At 63.7% G+C, this 20765-nt stretch carries 18 protein-coding genes, 1 other RNA gene and 1 riboswitch; of the genes, 9 read left to right on the top strand and 10 right to left on the bottom strand.

Translation table 11 applies throughout. The annotated features are described in order from the left end of the window. Window positions 1-4: 4 nt before the first annotated feature. From IB256_RS10685 to IB256_RS10665, 5 genes are read left to right on the top strand one after another with little or no spacing between them, the layout of a single operon-like run. The gene (locus tag IB256_RS10685) at window positions 5-322 is read left to right on the top strand and encodes a hypothetical protein (protein WP_192402497.1); all 318 of its coding nucleotides are present in this window, start codon (window positions 5-7) and stop codon (window positions 320-322) included. Further along, window positions 322-1800, top strand: coding sequence for a GMC oxidoreductase (locus IB256_RS10680; RefSeq protein WP_192402496.1), 1479 nt, complete (start codon window positions 322-324; stop codon window positions 1798-1800). The genes IB256_RS10685 and IB256_RS10680 overlap by 1 nt, the downstream gene beginning before the upstream one ends. After that, on the top strand, window positions 1797-2801 hold the full coding sequence (locus IB256_RS10675) for a WavE lipopolysaccharide synthesis family protein (protein ID WP_192402495.1): 1005 nt from the start codon (window positions 1797-1799) through the stop codon (window positions 2799-2801). The genes IB256_RS10680 and IB256_RS10675 overlap by 4 nt, the downstream gene beginning before the upstream one ends. Window positions 2802-2850: 49 nt before the next feature. Then, entirely contained in the window at window positions 2851-3273 is a 423-nt protein-coding gene (locus IB256_RS10670; protein WP_192402494.1) for a hypothetical protein, read from the top strand. A gap of 22 nt (window positions 3274-3295) precedes the next feature. Continuing rightward, window positions 3296-4417 carry a glycosyltransferase family 4 protein gene (locus tag IB256_RS10665; protein ID WP_192402492.1) on the top strand — a complete coding sequence of 374 codons (1122 nt, stop codon included), beginning with the start codon at window positions 3296-3298 and terminating at the stop codon, window positions 4415-4417. Between the two features lie 47 nt (window positions 4418-4464). On the opposite strand, the gene IB256_RS10660 is transcribed toward IB256_RS10665, so the two are convergent. Together IB256_RS10660 and IB256_RS10655 are read right to left on the bottom strand one after the other, a co-directional pair. Then, complete coding sequence (locus tag IB256_RS10660; protein ID WP_192402490.1) at window positions 4465-5949, bottom strand: APC family permease; 1485 nt, start codon at window positions 5947-5949, stop codon at window positions 4465-4467. 130 nt (window positions 5950-6079) lie between these two features. Beyond that, the gene (locus IB256_RS10655) at window positions 6080-7573 is read right to left on the bottom strand and encodes an aldehyde dehydrogenase (protein ID WP_192292702.1); all 1494 of its coding nucleotides are present in this window, start codon (window positions 7571-7573) and stop codon (window positions 6080-6082) included. A 308-nt stretch (window positions 7574-7881) separates the two neighbouring features. On the opposite strand from IB256_RS10655, the gene IB256_RS10650 reads away from it, so the two are divergent. The 4 genes from IB256_RS10650 (at window position 7882) to IB256_RS10635 (ending at window position 10663) form a co-directional block, all read left to right on the top strand. After that, window positions 7882-8628, top strand: coding sequence for a FadR/GntR family transcriptional regulator (locus tag IB256_RS10650; RefSeq protein ID WP_225601720.1), 747 nt, complete (start codon window positions 7882-7884; stop codon window positions 8626-8628). A gap of 91 nt (window positions 8629-8719) precedes the next feature. Further along, complete coding sequence (locus IB256_RS10645) at window positions 8720-9514, top strand: cache domain-containing protein (protein ID WP_225601719.1); 795 nt, start codon at window positions 8720-8722, stop codon at window positions 9512-9514. A 61-nt stretch (window positions 9515-9575) separates the two neighbouring features. After that, window positions 9576-10247, top strand: a complete 672-nt coding sequence (locus tag IB256_RS10640) for a YceH family protein (protein WP_081520087.1) — start codon at window positions 9576-9578, stop codon at window positions 10245-10247. Window positions 10248-10360: 113 nt separating this feature from the next. Beyond that, entirely contained in the window at window positions 10361-10663 is a 303-nt protein-coding gene (locus IB256_RS10635; RefSeq protein WP_192402488.1) for a hypothetical protein, read from the top strand. A 109-nt stretch (window positions 10664-10772) separates the two neighbouring features. Here the strand turns inward: IB256_RS10635 and IB256_RS10630 are convergent, their stop codons facing one another. The 8 genes from IB256_RS10630 to IB256_RS10595 form a co-directional block, all read right to left on the bottom strand. Continuing rightward, a complete protein-coding gene (locus tag IB256_RS10630; RefSeq protein WP_192402486.1) occupies window positions 10773-11927 on the bottom strand; it encodes an acyltransferase family protein in 1155 nt (384 codons plus the stop codon). A 342-nt stretch (window positions 11928-12269) separates the two neighbouring features. Beyond that, window positions 12270-12627, bottom strand: a transfer-messenger RNA (tmRNA) gene (ssrA, locus tag IB256_RS10625). 74 nt (window positions 12628-12701) lie between these two features. Next, complete coding sequence (locus IB256_RS10620; RefSeq protein WP_138214211.1) at window positions 12702-13379, bottom strand: type 1 glutamine amidotransferase domain-containing protein; 678 nt, start codon at window positions 13377-13379, stop codon at window positions 12702-12704. Window positions 13380-13465: 86 nt separating this feature from the next. After that, a complete protein-coding gene (locus IB256_RS10615; protein ID WP_192402484.1) occupies window positions 13466-14479 on the bottom strand; it encodes a sodium:calcium antiporter in 1014 nt (337 codons plus the stop codon). Between the two features lie 56 nt (window positions 14480-14535). Then, window positions 14536-14704: riboswitch (yybP-ykoY riboswitch) on the bottom strand. Window positions 14705-14741: 37 nt separating this feature from the next. Further along, window positions 14742-18026 carry an acetyl-CoA carboxylase family protein gene (locus IB256_RS10610; protein ID WP_192292698.1) on the bottom strand — a complete coding sequence of 1095 codons (3285 nt, stop codon included), beginning with the start codon at window positions 18024-18026 and terminating at the stop codon, window positions 14742-14744. A 150-nt stretch (window positions 18027-18176) separates the two neighbouring features. Continuing rightward, window positions 18177-18443, bottom strand: a complete 267-nt coding sequence (locus IB256_RS10605; RefSeq protein ID WP_081520678.1) for a hypothetical protein — start codon at window positions 18441-18443, stop codon at window positions 18177-18179. Window positions 18444-18526: 83 nt separating this feature from the next. Continuing rightward, window positions 18527-19930: a sensor histidine kinase gene (locus tag IB256_RS10600; protein WP_192292696.1), complete on the bottom strand. Its 1404-nt coding sequence runs from the start codon at window positions 19928-19930 to the stop codon at window positions 18527-18529. Beyond that, window positions 19927-20604 carry a response regulator gene (locus IB256_RS10595; RefSeq protein ID WP_081520680.1) on the bottom strand — a complete coding sequence of 226 codons (678 nt, stop codon included), beginning with the start codon at window positions 20602-20604 and terminating at the stop codon, window positions 19927-19929. Before IB256_RS10595 ends, IB256_RS10600 begins: the two co-directional genes overlap by 4 nt. Window positions 20605-20765: the final 161 nt, after the last annotated feature.

Here is a 20765-nt window from a genome sequence, read left to right as displayed (position 1 = left end):
CTGCATGAAGCGCAGAAGTATGGTCCTGGGCATGGGGATCGGCGTTTTTGCAGGGGCTGCTGGAGGCCTGGCCGGTTTTACGCTCGGAGTGCGAAGCACGGAAAAAAGCCTGGATCTCCAGGCCTTTCTGCAACGCAACGTGGGCGTGAAGTTCCACCACCTGCCGACTGCGTTGCTGCTCAAACTCTATTCGCGTCGACTGACGGACGCTGATCGAATGGCGCTTGTACATGACCTGGTGCACCACAACAGCGCCTTGTTCGTAGCCGATCCGTATGAGCGCTCGCTGGGCACACCCGGTTTCTACAGGGTGGTCAGCTGATGTTCGTGGAGACTCTGATCATCGGTAATGGCTTCGCTGGACGTACGGTGGCCCGCGGACTGAAAGGGCCGTGCCTGATCGTCGAGCGTGGTGAAAAATTCAATATCTTCGAGCGTCGCCAGCGCTTCATGCAAATGCAGGCGGATGATCGCCATGATGCCCTCATTCGCCGTGCCTATCTCTCCAGGCACGCGTTCAATACCCCAGAGGATCTGCCGGACGATTGCGCATCGGATTACATCCTGGTCGATGGTGGTTGCTCCAACCACTGGGGCGGCCTGAGTTTCCGTCTGACAACCAACGTCTTTGCACGCGACGCGGAGTCGTTCCGCTGGCCATTCAGCTACCAGCAGGTCGAGCCCTACTATCGTGAGGCTGAGCAGCTTCTTCGCATCAGCGCGGATCCGCGCGACCCTGATGGGCGGAACCCGCTGAGCGCCATCAAGGGCGCCAGCCACTGGCATCAGTCGTTGCAGTCCTATTTCCCGCAGGCATACATCGGTGCTCAGGCGCATAACCTGTCTGTCGCCGATACCCAGGGACAGGGGGTATGCATGGGAGCAGGGGACTGCGAACTCTGCCCAATGGACGCGAAGACCCGATCGCTGCATATCCGTAACGATGTCGAGGTGCTTAATGAGGTCATGGTCGAGCACTTGCGCTTCGAAGGTGACAAGGCGGTCGAAGCGATCTGTCAGACTCCCAAGGGGCAACTGAAAATACGCTTCGACCGAGTGGTGGTGGCTGCGCATGGCGTCGAATCGCTGAAGCTGTTGTGGAAGAGCAATCTTCCGCCGGCCACTCCTCAGGAGTTCATGGGCCACTACTATCAGGACCATGCCGTTGCCGAACTGGCCTGTTATCTGCCTGGCGCGAGGATTCCGTATTTCCAGGTCAATACTGCGGCCCAGGTGGTTATTCCTGAGCTGTCTGGCGAACTTGATGGGATCGAATACACCACGCTGGGGCTGATGACACCGCCGAGCAGTCAGGCCCTGGCTGGTTCGCTGGATATTGACAAGCTCAATGCGGGCGCCGTCGAGGAAGCGATCGCCGACCTGGCGGGGACCATGAGCCTTTACATCCTGCTGGAAGTTCCGCCTGAGTGGGATGTATCGCTCTTCTACGATGCTGGTGGAGTGCACATGGACTCCGACGGCTATCACGGTAACAAGTACCTCTACGACAAGGTCATCGAGGCTATCTACACGAAGATGCGAGCCTTGGGTGTCGTTCCGTTACTGTCGGCCGAACAGCGGCACTATCGCAATGCGTTCGGTACCCATCATCTGGTCGGGATGCTGAACATGAGCGATGGAGACAACGGGGTAGTCGATGCTGACTTCCGCCTGAAAGGAAGCGCCAATGTCTATGTCGCCGGCTCGTCTCTCTTCCCTCGCTGCGGTTCGCGAAATCCGACCGTGACCGTGGTGGCTTTGGGAATGATGCTGGCAGACAAGCTGAACGATAACGTATGAGCATCGACTCCAGCCAATTGACGGTGCTACTCCAGGGTCCGCTGCGCGAGGCCGGCGAAGATATTGCCGGTCGTGCCATCGAGTCGATTCGTGAGCATTTGCCGCGCGCGCAGATCGTGCTGTCCACTACCGACACCGGTCCAATGCCGACATACGAAGATGTGCTGGTCGTGGTGGACCACTCCGCGGTTCATCTCAATGACGTCAATGGCAATGTCAATAACGTCAACAAGCTCATTTCCAGTATGGCCAATGGCCTGGCGGTGGTGGAGCGCGAGTACTGCCTCAAGCTGCGCACCGATCATCTGGTGCTTGGGGACCGAGTGCTCTCGTTGCTGGGCGAGGGGCAGAAAGCCCAGCTCTTCGGCGAGCGAATCAGCGTCTCCAATCTCTTTCTGCGTAACCCGATCCGGTTGTCCTACCTGTTTCATCTCACCGATACCCTGCAGTTCGGCCGGACGCAGGACTTGCGCAGGCTCTGGAATATAGGCGCGCTGCCACCGGACTACGTCTATCTGAGGGACGGGCCTCGCACCAACCCGATCGGTACCTTCCAGGGCTTCACGTCGTTCCGTCTACTGCCCGAGCAGGCAATATTCCTGCGCTTTGCTCAGTTGAGCGGATTGCAACTGGACCTACCGCATATCTCCTATACGAGTTACGCGTTGTTCTGTGCCTGGGAAGACCTGCTGGCGGAGAATTTCGAGGTGCACGACTGGCATCGCTTGATGATCCTGCCGCCCAAACGCTTCCTCAGCCGCCCCTATTCGCCAGAGTCGGTCATGACCCGGAGCGAACTGCAGTCCCTGCGCAAAAGACGCGCGCCGCGGCAACGGGCGCTGCGCTACGCCCATCTGCTGATCAACAAATACCTGCTTTGCTGGTTCCGGCGCCGCTGGCTTGTCTCTGTCGCTTCACTGCTGTTGTTCTCGCTGTCTTCGGAGATCGCGATGAACGCGCGGGAGCTGTATCGGCGCCTGACTGGTGCCCGGCGGGTCTGAAGCGAACCCTCTACTCAAGTTGATAACAATCCCCTCAGGAGTCACTTTCATGAACAAACTGTTTCTCGTTGGCGCGGCATTGCTTGCCCTGGCTGGTTGCGACAAGCCTGCCGACGAGCCTGCAAAGACCGTCGCGAAGCCGTCGGTAGCCAGCGTTCCTCAGCAGAACGGCCAATACCTGCGCTTCAATCAGTTGGCTGACGGCGAGACTCGCCTGGAAGCTCATCGCATCGTCGGCAAGGTGGTGAAGGTAATCAGTGGTTATCCGGGTTTCGCTGTCGATCCGGGTAAGTTTCCGGATGTCAGCCCTCTGGTCGTGCGGATCAAGGACTGTGGCGTCATCACTTTCCGCAAGTCCGCCAGTGGCGCTGACGGAATGTCGGCTGAGCGCACCGATGTCAGCGGCTTCAATGACCTGTGCCCCATCCAGAACCTCGATGGCACCTGGACGCCGCTGACGGCAGGTATCTGATGTCGGCTGGCGTCAGCTTGCCATGAAGGTCCTGCACTTCTACAAGACTTTCGGCCTGGAGCAATACGGCGGTGTCGAGATGTTCATTCGGCACCTGACCCATGCAACCTCGATCCAGGGTTGCCAGAACACTGTGCTGTCGCTCGCAAAGGAGCCGATGAAGCCAGTGACGACGTCCAGTTTTCGTCTGGTCCAGGCCAAGCAGGATCTGCATATCGCATCGACTGGGTTTTCCTGGTCCTCTCTGGGCGCGTTTGCGCGCCTGGCTGAGCAGGCCGACGTCATTCACTACCATTTCCCCTGGCCGTTCATGGATCTCGTCCATCTCCTCAAGGGGTTGGGCAAGCCGAGCGTGGTGACCTACCACTCCGACATCGTCCGGCAGAAGGTGCTGTTGCAGCTCTACCGTCCGCTGATGCGGGCGTTCCTGGGGCGGGTGGACGCGATTGCCGCCACCAGCCCCAATTACCTGGAAAGCTCAACGGTTCTCCAGAGCTATCAGGATAAGGCCTGCTCCATTCCCATCGGCCTGGAGCAAGACCTCTATCCGCGCCCGGACGTTACCGAGGTCGCTCGACTGCACCGCCAGTTCGGCGAGCGCTTCTTCCTGTTCGTCGGGGTGTTGCGTTACTACAAGGGCCTGCACTACCTGCTCGAAGCGATGCGATCAGCTCCTTGGCCGCTGCTGATCGTCGGTGCCGGTCCGATGGAGCAGGAACTCATGCAGATGGCCAAGGAGCACGGCCTGAACAACGTGCATTTCCTCGGGCAGGTCAGCGAGCAGGAAAAGATAGATCTGATGTGCGCCTGCTATGGCGTAATTTTCCCCTCGCACCTTCGCTCGGAAGCCTTCGGTATCGGCTTGCTGGAGGGCGCGATGATGGGCAAACCGTTGATCTGCAGCGAAATCGGTACCGGCACCAGCTTCATCAATCAGCACGAAGAAACCGGCATCGTTGTCCCGCCGGCTGATGCTAGGGCGTTGCGCCAGGCCATGCAGACGCTATGGGACGACCCGGTACTGGCAGAGCGTTATGGGCGAGCTGCTCGATCGCGCTTCCTGAGCACCTTCACTGCCAGGGGGATGGGTGAAGCTTATAGCGAGCTCTATGCTCAAGTGGCAGGCCGGCAGGCCGACCGATAGAAAAACGCCCGGCATCCTGCCGGGCGTTTTCGTTTCGCTTCGAACGCTTACTGCTGATGCAGCTTCCACGCATCCCCGTGGGGAGCGGTGCCTTTGTCGTACGGGCGGAACAGGGTCATGTAGGCCAGGCCCAGCAGGATCACGATGCCGCCCACCAGGATGATCCCGTAGTTCAGGTACCAAGGTGCATCCGGCGTACGGGGCCAGGACATGTTGATGATCGCCAGCACACCATAGGTCAGCGCCAGGACGTTCACGATCCACCCCCAGTTGCCCAGGGTGAAGGCGCCGCTCGGCTTCCAGCCGCGCAGGCGGGCGAACAGGGCGCCGCCAACGATCATCTGGAACGACAGGTAGATACCGATGGCGGCGAAGCTCACCACCATGGCGATGGCGTTCTGCAGGTAGAAGCCGGCGCAGACGATCACGGACGGGATCACGCCGCAGGCGATCAGCGCCGCGACCGGCACGTGGGTGTTGGGCGACAGGCGCTTGAGCAGGCCGCTGCCCATCACCATCTCGTCGCGGGCGTAGGAGTAGAGCAGGCGGCTGGCGGCGGCCTGCAGGCTGAGCACGCAGGAAACGAACGAGACGATGATCACCGCCATCACCAGGCGCGCGCCGGTTACACCGAAGGCGTTGTCGAGGATGGTGGTCATCGGGTCTTTATCCGCGCCGGAGATCACTGCAGCCATGTCCGGTACCGCGAGGATCAGCGCCAGGGCGGCGAAGATGGCTGCGCCGCCGCCGATCCAGATGGTCATGCGCATGGCCTTGGGAATCCGCCGGCTGGGGTTCGGGGTTTCCTCGGCGACGTCACCGCAGGCCTCGAAGCCGTAGTAGAGGAACATGCCGGCCAGCGAGGCGGTCAGGAAGGCGGGCCAGTAGCTGCCGTCGATGCGGATGTCGAAGGTGTTGAACAGCACCGAGAAGGGCTGGTGGCGTTCGAAGATCAGCAGGTAGGTGCCGATCACCAGCGCGCCCAGCAGCTCGCAGATGAAGCCGAACATCGCCACGCGGGCCAGCAGCTTGGTGCCGGACAGGTTGAGCAGGGTGGCGATCACCGTCAGCGCGAGGGCGACGAAGGTATTGGTCACCGGCGTTGACTCGAAGCCGAGCAATGTCGCGATGTACGGGCCGGCGCCCAGGGCCACGGCGGCGATGGTCACGCACAGCGACACCGAGTAGATCCAGCCGACCATCCAGGCCCAGCGCTTGCCCACCAGGCGTCGGGCCCAGGGATAGACGCCGCCGGAGATGGGGAACTGCGAGACGACTTCGCAGAAGATCAGGCACACCAGCATCTGCCCGATGCCCACCAGCAGGTAGGACCAGAACATCGGCGGGCCGCCGGCGGCCAGGCACAGGCCGAACAGGGTGTACACGCCGACCACCGGCGAGAGGTAGGTGAAGCCCAGGGCGAAGTTCTGCCAGAGGGTCATGCTGCGTTCGAAATTGGAGGTGTAGCCCAGCGCGCGGAGTTGCTCCGCGTCGCGGTCCAGGGCGGCGCCTGGCTGGATCGAGCTGTTCATCGTGGGTGTCCTGTCTGAGGTTTTCGCGTCGGCAGCCAATCGGGTGCAACGGAAAGCGTTGTTGTTATTGTTCGGCGCGCGGGTTCAGCCGCGCGCCGTCTTGCTCCAAACCTCTCGTTTCCGGATCGCGTTACAGCTTGATCCAGGTCGCCTTCAGCTCGGTGTACTTGTCGAAGGCGTGCAGCGACTTGTCGCGACCGTTGCCCGACTGCTTGAAGCCGCCGAAGGGCGCGGTCATGTCGCCGCCGTCGTACATGTTCACCCACACGCTGCCGGCGCGCAGGGCGCGGGCGGTGAGGTGGGCCTTGGAGATGTCGCGGGTCCAGACCGCCGCCGCCAGCCCATACGGGGTGTCGTTGGCGATGCGGATCGCTTCGTCGGCGTCCTCGAACTCGATGACCGAGAGCACCGGGCCGAAGATTTCCTCGCGGGCGATCTTCATCGCGTTGCTCACGCCGTCGAACAGGGTCGGCTCGACGTAGGTGCCGCCTGTTTCCTCCAGCACGCGCTTGCCGCCGGTGAGGATCTTGGCGCCTTCGTCCTGGCCGGCCTGGATGTAGCCCAGCACCTGCTCCAGCTGGCGGCCGTCGACCAGGGCGCCGACGTTGGTTTCCGGGTCCAGCGGGTGGCCGGCTTTCCAGCCCTTGAGGGCCTCGACCACCAGCGGCAGGAATTTCGCCTTGATCGACTTCTGCACCAGCAGGCGCGAGCCGGCGGTGCACACTTCGCCCTGGTTGAAGGCGATGGCCGCGGCGGCGGACTCAGCGGCGGCCTGCAGGTCCGGCGCGTCCTCGAAGACGATGTTCGGGCTCTTGCCGCCGGCTTCCAGCCAGATGCGCTTCATGTTCGATTCGCCGGCATAGACCATCAACTGCTTGGCGATCTTGGTGGAGCCGGTGAACACCGCGGTATCCACGTCCATATGCAGAGCCAGGGCCTTGCCGACGGTGTGGCCGTAGCCCGGCAGCACGTTCAGCACGCCGGCGGGAATGCCCGCTTCGATGGCCAGCTGGGCGATGCGGATGGCGGTCAGCGGCGAGCGCTCGGACGGCTTGAGGATCACCGAGTTGCCGGTGGCCAGTGCCGGGCCGAGTTTCCAGGCGGCCATCATCAGCGGGAAGTTCCACGGCACGATGGCGGCGACCACGCCCACCGGCTCGCGGGTGACCAGGCCTAGCTGGTCATGGGAGGTGGCGGCCACTTCGTCGTAGACCTTGTCGATGGCCTCGCCACTCCAGCGCAGGGAGTCGGCGGCGCCCGGCAGGTCGACGTTCAGCGAATCGCCGATGGGCTTGCCCATGTCCAGGGTTTCCAGCAGCGCCAGCTCCTCGGCGTGCTCTTCCAGCAGGGCGGCAAAGCGGATCATCACGGCCTTGCGGGTGGCCGGCGCTTCACGCGACCAGACGCCGGAATCGAAGGTGCTGCGGGCGCTCTGTACGGCGCGCTCGGCGTCGGCATCGCCGCAGCTGGCGACCTTGGCCAGCAGGCGGCCGTCCACCGGGCTGATGCAATCGAAGGTCTCGCCGGAGGCGGCGGCAAGGTACTCGCCCTGGATGAAGGCGCGGCCCTCGATCTTCAGGGCCTTGGCGCGGGCTTCCCATTCGGCGCGGGTTGGCTGGCTCATGCGTATCGCTCCTCGTTCTTCCTGTTGTTGGCGGAGACGGCCTGCGGACCGTCGCTGGCAAATACATTTGAAACCATATCTTATGTTTTCCAGGTTGCCAATACAGGTCGAAAAATGAGCGTCTGAAAGGGGTTTTCGTGGCAAAAGACCTTGCTGAAAGTCCGGAAAGCGATTTAAAAATATGGAGACATAGTTTTCGCGAAGCCACAGCCGGGCTTGCCGGTAGACTTCGCCATCGACACCAGAACAGAACGCCAGAACAGGAATATTCCGCGCAGGACGCCTCCGCGCCCCTCGCACTGTTGCCTATGAACGAATTCAGGAAAGTCCGCCCCGCCAGTTTCATGCGCCTGCGCCAGGAAGGGCGCACCGAGGAAGTCGCGCGCCGGCTGGTGGAAATGGTCGACCTCGGCCTCTACGCCGAAGGCGAGCAACTGCCCAGCGAAAGCGAGCTGGCGATGCAGTTCGGCGTCGCCACCGTGACCCTGCGCGATGCCCTGGCGGAGCTGCGCGAACGCGGCGTGATCGAGACCCGGCGCGGGCGCAACGGCGGCAGTTTCGTCTGTTCGCCGCAGCACACGTCCGAGGACGCCCTGCTGGGGCAGCTGCGCCAGATGAGTGCGCTGGAGCTGCGTGATCTGGGCGACGAGCATGTCGCCATCGCCGGCGCTGCCGCGCGCCTCGCCGCGCAGCGCTCCACCTCCGATGAGCAGGCGCGCATCGCCCAGTACCTCGATGCGTTGGCGAGTGCCACCACCCGGCAGGAACAGCGCCGCGCCGATGCGCGCTTCCATATCGAGATCGCCGTCGCCGCCCAGTCGGTGCGCCTGACCCACGCGGAGACGCGCCTGCAGGCGGAAATCGGCGAATGGCTGTGGCTGCCGGTGGAAGGCTTCCCGGGCGCCGCGGTCATCGAACAGGAGCACCGCGCGATCCTCGAAGCGATCAGCGCCGGTGACTCGAACCTGGCCGGCGCGCTGGCCGAGGCGCACGTCACCCGTGGCATCAAGCGGCTGATCAACCTGCGCCTGAGCCTGCTGGCCGAAGACGGCTGACTGGCACAGCGCTTGCTGCTTTCACGGCGCGGTCGAGCGAGCGCATTGACTGATTTTCTGATCCGACTCTGCGAGCCTCTCTGGCCCGCCCTTGAGCAAGAACAACGACAAGAACAGCGAGGCCCCGGTCATGTCCAGCGATCAACCCACGGATGAGCTCCAGCGCTGCGCCCAGCGCATCGACGCTTCCATCCGTAACGTTTTCCAGCGCCTCGACGAGCTGGCCGGAGAGGTCGTGGCGATCTGGCGCACGCTGGCGGAGGAGGGCAAACGCCCGTCCTCGAAGGACCTTGGCACCCTGCGCCCGCGCATTCAGCACGACCTCACCGATGACGGCACGCGCCTGCACGGCACCGGCGTGGTGATCGAGCCGGGCGAGCTGGCCGACCAGGAGATGTACCTGGAGTGGTGGTACCACGGCCGTGGCGACAAGGTCGTGCCCATGAGCCTGAACTTCAACCGGCGTAGCGAGAGCTTCTACAACTACCTCAACATGCCGTGGTTCTCGCGCCCGCGCACCAGCGGCCAGCCCTCGGTGGTCGGGCCCTTCGTCGACCTCTACGGCACCGACCTGTACATCCTCGCCTTCTCCGTGCCGATCCAGGTGGACGGCCGCTTCATCGGCGTCGCCGCCGCTGACATTGCCCTGCACGAGTTCGAGGGCGTGCTGTTGGGCAGCCTGATGCAGATGGGCCATGAGGCCCTGGTGGTGAATGGCGAAGGGCGAGTTGTCGCAGCCAATACCGCCAACTGGTTCACCGGCGACCTCGCCCGGCGCACGCTGGGGCGTGATGCGCAGGGGCGCGAGCAGGAGCTGGCGGCGTCCTTCTCGCACTGGGCGGTCATTGAGCGACCGTTGAACCGTCGTCTTGCCGGCGCCGCCTGAGGCTGCCAAACGCTGCGTAAACGGCTAGGCTAGGGCGGTTTCCTCATCGACGGATACCGCCATGAGCCAGTCGCTCGACACCCTCTCCGACTTCGAACCCCTGAGTGCAACGGATGCCCGCGTTCTCGGGTGCCTGATCGAAAAGCAGCTCACCACCCCCGAAGCCTACCCGCTGACCCTCAACGCATTGGTCACCGCGTGCAACCAGAAGACCAGCCGCGACCCGGTAATGAACCTCACGCCCGGTCAAGTTGGCCAGTCCCTGCGTCATCTGGAAGGGCGCGAAATGACCCGTCTGGTGATGGGCAGTCGTGCCGACCGCTGGGAGCAGCGGCTGGACAAGGCGCTGGAACTGGTCAAACCACAGGTCATCCTGCTCGGCCTGCTGTTCCTGCGCGGCCCGCAGACCCTCAACGAACTGCTCACGCGCAGCCAGCGCATGCACGACTTCGACGACACCGAGGAGGTCCGTCACCAGCTCGAGCGTCTCGCTGGCCGTGGCATGGCCCTTCAGTTGGAACGCCTGAGCGGCCAGCGAGAAGACCGCTACATGCACCTGCTGGGCACCGAGGAAGACCGCGAGGCTGCCATTGCCGCCAGCGGTAGCCGTGCCTCCAGCGAGCGCAGCGACGGTGGTGGTCATGACGAGGGCCGTCTGGTCGAACTGGAAGGCCGCATTGCGGCTCTTGAAGAGCGCCTCGCGCTACTGGAAATGGGCATCTCCCGAGACTGAGTCGGAAGATTCCTCCGACAGGCCGACCAAGGTCGGCCTGCTCGCCTGCTAATACAGCGTTAACATTTGTCCCCGATAGTCATGCTTGCCCCCGCTTTACCCCGGAGTACCCCATGAGTCGCAAACCCTCCCAGGCCCAGTTGAGCGCCGTGCTCAGCCAGCTCACGGAAACCGACTTCAAATCCCTTGGCGATCTCACCGGCCCCCGCGAAGCCAATCTCTTCGCCATCCGCGAACTGTTCCGCCAGGGACTGATCAAGGGTGTGCTGATCGACGATCCCTTCGGCGCTGCGGACGAAGACGGTCCGCTGCTGTGCAACGCCGAACGTCTGCGCCTGCGCAAACCGTGCGTGGAGAGGGTAGTGGAAGAGCACGTCGAACCGTTGATGCCACGGCTGGGGTTCCTGACGCTCTAGGCAAATCGCGGGCAAGAAAAAAGGCGCTGGGCTTGAGGCTCAGCGCCTTTTTTTCCAATCTGCCACCTGAGTAATGTCAGTCGCTCGGCGAGTTTTTATTCTCAAGGGTTCATGCGGGAACGACTTTTTGCTCGGTAGTATCTTTTTTCTCTGGAGCTGCTTTCCCGCTTCTGAGGAATGGAAGCTCTATCCAACGATAGCTGGCATAGGCAGCAGCAAAGACCAGGGTTACGGCGCAGAACGTTATCAAAATGAATTGCAGGGGGGACGCCGAAGTCCCTACTAATGTTGCCTTGAGAGCATAGCCTGTCAGCATGAGCACTGGTGCGTGCATCAAATAGATGCTGTAGCTGATATCGCCGAGGCCTGTGAGCGGACGGATTGAAAGTATCCTGGGCTTGGCGATTACGATCGAAGCAAACAGCACAGAGGAGATAATGAAGCGCTCGAATCCATAGGCTTTGAAATCAAGTGACAGCGATGCAAATGTGGCCAATATGGCGGCTGCTGCTGCTGTCTTCCGGATCAGAAGCGATACTGCAATGTTTCTTAGAAACTTTGCACAAAGGGCTCCGGTCAGGAAGTAACCGGAGAACGTCGTTTTACTGTAAGCAATTTCATATGCCAATGCTGCGAGCGCAATGCACAGCGCCGTGCTCTCACTGCGTTTGGTGCTGCACGCCCAGACGATGAAGGGGAATGCCAGGTAGAATTTTATCTCGTAAGTTAACGTCCAGATGACGGAGAAAAAGCGATCAATCTCTATGCCAAGCGCATAGAGATTATTGCCATTTCCTTTGAACCCAAAGAAGAGCATGTCGATGAGGTGATTAATCTGGACAGGTTTGAAGGCTGACCAGTTACCCAGGGCAAGAATGAGAGACGTGCCTAGTATGAAACTGACGAAATAGGCTGGAACCAGGCGTCTGATGCGCGATCGGTAGAATGTATTCCAGTTGAATCCTTCCGGCCTGGAGTAAAGTTGGCCGAAAAACAGAAATCCCGTGATACAAAAGAATATCTGTACCCCCAGCGAACCATAGTTCTCTCTGAGTGGGAAGTCGAAGGTGTAGTTCGAGCCTTGTGCGGCTAACCGCCATGCATGGGTTGCCACGACAGATATCGCAGCGAGTCCTCTGACGCCATCGATATACTCATCTCTGCCGGCGGCATTCGAGCCGTCAGGGCCTCTTCTGAAAAAAATAAATGCGAGGAGGAGAAAAAATGAATATACGAGTAAAGGAAGGTACTGCTGGATGAACATTGAATTCCCTATGTGATTCCGTGGGAGGCGATCGCTCCTGGTTCGTAAGCTCTCGGCAAGATACTGAAGCGCGGGGACTGTACAGGCGCAGGTCAGCGTAAGCAACAAGCGCTACCAGTTGCTGCTTGCAGCCATTGGCGAATAGGTACAGATGGTTTCCGTCCTTAGAAGTCCCGCCGTCGTTATGGGGCGCTCGATCCGTCGGAGACGGTTGCCCCCAGTCGAGTCACCTCTATCGACTGAAGTTGTCATTAAGCTGGCATTCCCCAGCTAGAACAGCCCATTCAGGCACAAAAAAGGCACTTAGCATTAAGCATAAGCGCCTGATTTGTAAGGGTTGTTTGGTGGAGCCGGGGGGATTTGAACCCCCGTCCGCCAGTTCTCCGCTGTCGGTTCTACATGCTTAGCCATCTCTATTAGGTTAACTCCTTGCGGCCCGAGTGGCAGGGCGCTTGGAGCGAGCTGTATGAGTTTTAGCCGTTACGTCTACAGCGAACTTGGCGGCGATCCTGTTCTATATGACAGACCTAATCTTCGGGTTTACAGGCATCCCCTAGGGTCTGCTAGCGGCACTTAGGCTGCTAGGGCGTAGTTGTCGTCGTTGGCAACTATAAAGTTGTGGCAGCTGATTTACGAGAACTGTCACCTACTCGGCATGCCCCTCGAGTTTTGTTACCGGCGTCGAATCCTAATCGGCCCCAAAACCTGTCAAGGTCGAGATCCATTCTACGGGAAAGCCGCCCCGATAGCCACCCGGGGCGGCGCAAGCCGTTGTCAGCTCAGGAATTTCAGCACGGCTTCGGCCACGGCCTCGGAGGATGCGGGGTTCTGCCCAGTTATCAGGCCGCGGTCCACCTCGACGTGGCTCTGCCAGTCCGGGCCCTTGCTGTAGCGGGCGCCGTTGGCCTTGAGCATGTCCTGGACGAGGAAGGGCACCACGTCGGTGAGGCCGACAGCGTCCTCCTCGCTGTTGGAGAAGCCGGTGACGTGCCGGCCCTGTACCAGCGGCCGGCCGTCGAGCCCGCGCGGGTGACGGAACACGGCCGGGGCGTGGCAGACGGCGGAGACGGTCTTGCCGCTGGAGTGGAAGGCTTCGATCAGCGCCACCGAGGTGCGGTCCTCGGCCAGGTCCCAGAGCGGGCCGTGGCCACCGGGGTAGAACACGGCGTCGTAGTCGTCGGCCTTCACTTCGCTGAGCTTCACGGTGCTGGCCAGCGCGGCCTGGGCGTCGCCGTCCTGGCGGAAGCGCAGGGTGGCCGGGGTCTGCGCGCCTTCCTCGTCGCTCTTGGGGTCGAGCGGCGGCTGGCCGCCCTTGGGCGAGGCCAGGGTCAGGCTGGCGCCGGCATCCTTGAACACGTAGTAGGGCGCGGCGAACTCCTCGAGCCAGAAGCCGGTTTTCTTGCCGGTGCTGCCCAGCTGGTCGTGGGAGGTCAGGACTACCAGGATTTTCATGCTCACTCCTTCGGCGTATCGCTAGTCGTGCGGCTGCCGCCGAAACGGCAGCCCGGACTGTCAGTGTAGGCAATGAGCCGTCTGCGTCAGCGCGACAGGGTGATACCCAGATAGGCGGCGTACAGCACGCCGTTGAGCATCAGTACCCAGATCGGCAGGCCGCCGCCGCGCTGGGCGTTGATTCGTAGCCAGAGCGCTGCGCCGAGGGTCACCAGCACGCCGGTGAGCACTTCGATTCGCGGCTGCCAGGGCGTGAGCAGGATGCCGATCGCGGGCAGCAGGGTGCCCTGGAAGACCATGGCGCCGCTGATGTTGCCGAAGGCCAGGGTATCCTTGCCGCGGCGTACCCAGAGGATGCTGTTGATCTTCTCCGGCAGTTCGGTGGCGATGGGGATGATCAGCAGCGACAGCAGCAGCGCGGAAATACCCAGGATGTGCGACAGGCCTTCCACACCATGGATGAAGCCCTTGGCGCCCAGCACCAGCAGCGCCAGGCCCAGCAGCAGCTGCAGCAGGATGGTGGCGAGGTTGGTCGGCAGGCCGATGCGCGACAGGTACATATGGTGGTCGGCTTCGGTGCCGTGGCCGTCTTCCACCAGGCTTTGCGAGGCGCGGATGGTCAGCGTGATGTAGCCGATATAGGTGAGCATCAGCAGTACGCTGAGGGCGACGCGCACGGAGTGCAGTTCAGCCGGGACGAACATGGCGATGGTGGCGAAGCTGAAGGCGACCAGGAAGAAGTTCAGGTCGCGCTGCATGCCCGTGCGCTCGGGACGGATGCGCCCGAACAGGCCGCGCGCGCGCCAGGCGGCGAGCGCCATGAGGCAGGTGGACAAGGTAGAGAGCATCAGCGGTGCGCCGAGGATCGCGCCGACGCCGACTTCCTCATTGAGGTTGACGTTGCTGGTACCGGCGAACAGGGCCAGCAGAGGAATCAGGGTTTCCGGCAGGGCGGTGCCGATGGCGGCGAACAGCGAACCGGTAACGCCTTCGGAGATGCCCAGGCGCTCGCCGAAGTGTTCCAGCGCGTTGGTGAAGAGTTCGGCGGCGATCAGGATCACCAGCAGCATGCCGAGCAGTTCGAGGATGAAGGTCAGCATGCGCGCAGCTCCAGAGGGATGGAGCAAAGGGTGGGGTGGTGCATCACGGTGAAGCTCCCGGCCGGTGTAAGTACCCATGACCACGCATCTCCCCGGCCGTTGCGGAGATCACGTGGTCAAAGGTCTTGCCAGGCAAAACTGCTGACGACGCCATGGCCTGCGGGCCAAGTGTGTTGACGTCGCCCCCGTTCGTCGAACGGTCGGCTACTCCCCAATGACGCCGCGCATTCTAGCGGATCGGGCGAGCAGCTCAACCCATGGGTTACCAGGTATCGATCAGTGGACGCTTTTTCCCCTGGCGCGGTACGGGCTTCGGCGTCGATGCCAGGCCGCGCAGCAACCAGCGACGGGTATCGGCCGGGTCGATGACGTCGTCGATTTCCAGGTAGCTCGCCATGTTCAGCCCCTTGCCGTTGCGGTAAGCGGCGGCGACCAGTTTGTCGAACAGCTTCTGCCGCTCCTGCGGGTCTTCAATCGCGGCCAGCTCTTTGGCGTAGCCGAGGCGGATCGCTCCCTCCAGCCCCATCGCGCCGAACTCGCCGCTGGGCCATGCGACCGTGAACAGCGCGGCGTGGAAGCTGCCGGCGGCCATGGCCTGCGCGCCGAGGCCATAACCCTTGCGCAGGACCACGGTGAAGAACGGCACGCTGAGGCTGGCGGCGGTGACGAACATGCGCGAGACGTGGCGCACGGTGCCGGTCTTCTCCGCTTCCGGGCCGACCATGAAGCCGGGGGTGTCGCACAGCGAAATGATCGGCAGGTCGAAGGCGTCGCACAGCTGCATGAAGCGTGCGGCCTTGTCGCCGGCCTCGGCGTCGATGGCGCCCCCCAGGTGCATGGGGTTGTTGGCGATCAGGCCGAACGGCTTGCCTTCGATACGCACCAGCGCGGTGACCATCCCGGCGGCGAAGTGACGGCGCAGTTCCAGCACCGAGCCGCTGTCGGCCAGTTGCTCGATGACCTGGCGGATGTCGTAGACCCGCAGGCGATTCTCCGGCACAGCATGGCGCAACAGGCGCTGGTCGGCGCACTGCCAGTCTGCGCTGTCGCCCTGGAAGTAGGCGAGGTACTGGCGGGCGATGCGGGTGGCTTCGACCTCGTCTTCCACCAGTACGTCGATCACGCCATTGGCGCTCTGCACGTCGCTGGGGCCGACTTCCTCGGGAGCGAACCTGCCCAGGCCGCCGCCTTCGATCATTGCCGGGCCGGCCATCCCCAGGCTGGTATCGCGGGTGGCGATGATCACGTCGCAGCAGCCCAGCAGCGCAGCGTTGCCGGCGAAGCAGCGACCGGAGACCACGCCCACCAGCGGCACCAACCCGGAGAGCCGCGCGAGGCCGACGAAGCTCATGTTGTCCAGCCCGGCCACGCCGACGAAATCCGTGTCGCCCGGACGCCCACCGCCGCCTTCCGCGTAGAGCACCAGCGGGATGCGCCACTGCTCAGCGAGGTGCAGCATGCGGTCGGTCTTCTTGTGGTTCATCACGCCCTGGGTGCCGGCGAACACCGTGTAGTCGTAGGCCAGCACCAGGCAGCGCGCCTTCTCCTCGCCGAACTGCGCGGCGTTGATGCTGCCCAGTCCGCTGACCAGACCGTCGGCCGGGCTGCTGGCAATCAGTTCCTCGACGCTGCGGCGACGGCGCTGGGCGGCGATGGCCAGGGCGCCGTACTCGATGAAGCTGCCGTCATCAAGCAGGTCGGCGAGGTTCTCGCGGGTGGTGCGCTTGCCGATCCGGTGGCGCTTGGCGACGGCGTCCAGGCGACGCTCGTCGAGGCCGATGGCGTGGCGTTCGAGCACTTCGGCGAGGTCGGCGCGGATAGCGTCGAGATCAATCGCTGCGCTGCTTTCATCGTGCTGCGCTTCGATCTCCGCCGGCTCGACGAACAGCAGCGCGTCGCCCTCGCCGAGACTGTCGCCGGGGGTGGCGGCGAGGCTGTGGACGATGCCACTGGCGCTGGCTTTTACCTCGAATTCCATCTTCATCGCCTCGACCACGGCGATGGTCTGGCCCTGGGCAACGGCGTCGCCAGTAGCCACGTTCAGGCTGACCAGCACGCCGGCGCTGGGCGTGGCGAGAGGGAGGCAGCCGGCCGGCGCTTCGCTGCTGCGCTGGGCTTGTGTGGTGGCGCCGGCATGGCTGAAGAAGCGATGCGGGTGCGCGTGCTCCTGTGCGCCCAGCAGCGTGGGCAGGTGTTCTTCGATGTAGCGAGTGGTGACCTGGTTGTCCGCGACCGCGCTCTGGCGCAGCAGATTGAGCAGCAGCGGGATGTTGCTTGCCACGCCTTCGAGACGGAATTCGCAGAGGGCGCGATAGGCGCGCTGCACCAGCTGCGGATAACTGCCGTTGCCGTGGACGATCAGCTTGGCCAGCAGCGAGTCGTAGCCGGCACTGTTGCGGTAGCCGGCGTAGCCGTAGCCATCCACGCGCAGGCCGGGGCCACTGGGCGGCTCGTAGGCGCTGAGGGTGCCGCAGGCGAGGTGGGGCGTGCCGTCGCTGGCAAGCGTTTCCAGGTTGATCCGCAGCTGCAGGGCGTGGCCGCGCGGCGCGGGAATCTCCGCCTGGGTCAGGTTCAGCTCGGCGAGGCTGGCGCCATCGGCAATGCGCAGTTGCGCCTGGACCAGGTCGACGCCGGTCACTGCTTCGGTGATGGTGTGTTCCACCTGCAGGCGCGGGTTGGCTTCCATGAATACGAAGTCGCCGCTGTCTTCGTCGAGCAGGAACTCGAAGGTGCCCAGACCGCGATAGTTCACTGCTTCGGCCAGCCGCACGGCGGCAGCGAGAATGGCGCCGCGCAGGCGCGGGTGCAGGTTGGGGCTGGGAGCTATCTCCAGCAGCTTCTGGTTGCGCCGCTGCAGGGTGCAGTCGCGCTCCCCCAGATGGCTGACGACGCGGCCGTCGCCGATCACCTGCACCTCGATGTGGCGGGCGCGCTGGATCAGGCGTTCGACGTAGAGCCTGTCATTGCCGAAGGCCGCGCGGGCTTCGGCCTGGCAGCGGGCGTAGGCGTCGGCGATCTCCTCGGCGCTGCGCACCGCGCGCATGCCACGACCGCCGCCGCCAGCGAGGGCCTTGATCATCATGCCGGCGCCGGCAGGCAGTTCGCGGAAGAAGCGTTCGGCATCTTCCAATGAGGTGGCACTGTTGCTGCCGGCGGCCAGCGCCACGCCGTGATCACGAGCGAGGTCGCGGGCGCGGGCCTTGTCACCGAAGACGTCGAGTACTTCCGCCGAAGGGCCGACGAAGGTGAGTCCGGCGCTTTCGCAGCGGCGGGCGAAGCCGGCGTTCTCGGAAAGGAAGCCATAGCCTGGATGCACCGCATCGCAGCCCTGGGCCAGGGCGATGTCGATGATCTGCTGCTGGTCGAGATAGGCACTGGCGCCACGTCCTTTCAGGGCCGCGGCCTGGTCGGCCTGTCGAGTGTGCAGCGAGGCTGCGTCGTCCTCGGCGAAGATCGCCAGCGTCTGGATACCCAGCTCGGCGGCGGCGCGGGCAATGCGGATGGCGATCTCGCCACGGTTGGCGATGAGCAGGCGGGTGACGGGCATGGCGATTCCGGTTGTGGTTCTTGTGGTCGGCAATCGCACCATCTTAGGCGGGCGAGGAGGGTGGGGAATCAAGTACGGCGTCGCGAATGGCGCAGGCTTAGTGGGCCTTATGAGCGGTGACCGGCCTGGAGCCGGCCACCGCGTGCGGGATCACCCGTTGGCTCCGCCGTCGCCGGCGTTTTTCTTCAGCAGCTGCAGGGCTTTTTCGGTCTGCGCAATGCAGGCCTTTGTGTCACCCGCGGCCTGGGCCTGGGCGGCCTTTTCCTGCAGGCGCATGGCCTGTTCCTGGGCCTGGGTGTTGTTGGTGACGGTTTTCACCGCGTCATCGACTTTCTGCAGATTGTCGCTGCACAGGTCGGCGGCAAAAGCCGGCGACGCCAGCAGGGCGGCTGTAATGAGCAGGGCGGCACGTTTCATGGCAGTACTCCTGTCAACTTGACCGTTGTCGCGGACCGAACGAGCGGGCCGTACAGGGTGGACTGCCACCATTCACGCGGGGTTCAGAGAATCGGCCCGGCGGTTGTCGGGAGTTCGACGCAGACGCCCAGGCCGGCGCCGTCCAGCCCCTCGTGCAGGGAAATGCGCCCGTGGTGGATTTCCACGATGCGCTTGACGATGGGCAGGCCCAGACCGCTGCCGTTGCTGCTGGCGACGCTGGGGCTGCGGTAGAAGCGGGTGAAGATCGCTGCCTGTTCGGCCGCCGCCACGCCGGGGCCGCTGTCGCGCACCCAGAGGGTCAGTCGGTCGCTCGCACTCTCCAGGCTGACGGCCACGCGGCCGCCTTCGGGGGTGTAGCGCAGGGCATTGCCGACCAGGTTGGTGAGCATCAGCCCGAGCCACGCCGCTACGCCCCGCAGCGTGACCTCCTGGCTATCGAGGGTCAGTTCGATCTGCTTGTCGATGGCCTGTGGCGCGAGATCGGCGATGGTGTCTTCGGCCAGCAGGCGCAGGTCCACCGGGGCGAAGATTTCGTGCAGCTCTTCGGCGTCGAGCCGCGCCAGCAGGAGAATCTGCTCCATCAGCGCGCTGATCCGTTCGACGCTGCGGCTGACCTGCTGCAGCCCGTGGGCGTGGGCGGCCGGGTCGGACGAGCGCAGCGCCACCTGGGCGTGGGTGCGCAGGCTGGCCAAAGGCGTACGGATTTCGTGGGCGGCGTCGCTGGTCAGCCGGCGCTCGGCTTCCATCGCCGAGTGCAGACGTTCCAGCAGCAGGTTCAGTTCGTTGACCAGGCTGTGCACCTCCACCGGTGCGCGGCTCAGGGCCAGCGGGTGGAGGCTGTGGGCGCCGCGCTGGTGCACCTGTTCGATCAGGCCGCGCAACGGCGCAAGGCCCTGGCGGACGCCGAACCACACCAGTACGCCGAACAGCGGCAGGGCCAGCAGCAACGGGAAAAGGGCGCTGAACAGCAGCAGGTGCAGGGTCTTGTGGCGGTAGTGCAGGTCCTCGAAGACCCAGATGCGCACCTCGTCGGTCCCCGTCGTGGCCATGTGCAGCACGCGCCAGTTGACCCCGCCGCTGAGCAGGTCGGAGAAGCCTGGCGGCTGCGCCTCGATTCCTCTGGGCGGCTTGTGGGTGGCCAGCAGCGGTTGGCCGCGGTACCAGACGGCATAGCCGAGTGTGGCTTCGCGGCGAATCAACGGCAGCCCTTCGATGGCCTTGCGGCTGCGCGCGAGGATTTCCATGGCGTCACTGGACTGCGGGTCTATTGCGTCGGCGACATCGATCAGGCTCAGGGCTGCCTGGCCGAAGTCGATCATGTCCTGGTCGTAGAGGCGGTTCACCTGCTCGCGGGTCAGGTGGTAGGTGAACAGGCCGGCGACCAGCCACAGCAGGGAAACACCGCCGATCAGTGTCAGCAGCAGGCGCCGGCTGATGGAGCCGGCGCGGCGGGGCGTGCCGCTCAAGCTCGTGCGGCGCCTTCGGGACGGTCGATGCCGTAGCCGATGCCGCGCACGGTGCGGATCAGGCTGTTGCCCAGCTTGCGCCGCAGATGGTGGATATGGACTTCGATGGCGTTGCTTTCCAGATCGCCGTCCCAGCCGTAGAGGGCTTCCACCAGGCGGGCGCGGGACAGCACCTTGCCGCGCTGTTCCAGCAACAGGCGCAGCAGCGCGTATTCGCGCGGAGCCAGGTCCACCGGTTCGCCGCTGAGGCTGACCTTGTGGGTGGCCGGGTCCAGTGCCAGTTCGCCGTGTTGCAGCAGCGGCGCGGCGCGGCCGGTGTGGCGGCGGGTCAGGGCGCGGACGCGGGCGAGCAGTTCGTCGAGGTCGAAGGGTTTGGTCAGGTAGTCATCGGCGCCCGCGTCCAGGCCGGCGACGCGGTCGGCCACCTTGTCGCGGGCGGTGAGGATCAGCACGGGCGTCAGGTCACCACGGCGGCGCAGGCCGCGCAGCACTTCCAGGCCGTCCTTGCGCGGCAGCCCGAGATCGAGGACCAGCAGGTCGAACTCATCGGTGGCCAGCGCCTGGTCGGCGGCCACGCCATCGCTCACCCAGTCCACGGTGTCGCCTTCCAGACCGAGCCCCGCGCGAATGCCATCGCCCAGCAGCTGGTCGTCTTCTGCCAACAGGATTCTCATCTTCGTCCCCTCTACCGGCCTGTGCAGCAGGATAGCTGGCGTGATCCGGTTAGGGCAGAGGGTGACAGCGGTCGCTTAACGGGGTGTTAAGGCTTTCTGCGCCGTGGACGGAGAAAGCAGGGCGAAGCATCCGGAACCGATTATCCGCCGCCCGTGGGAAC

The sequence above is a fragment of the Pseudomonas sp. PDM17 genome (genome assembly GCF_014851985.1).
GTDB lineage: Bacteria > Pseudomonadota > Gammaproteobacteria > Pseudomonadales > Pseudomonadaceae > Pseudomonas.
This window is presented reverse-complemented; position numbering and strand designations above follow the sequence as displayed.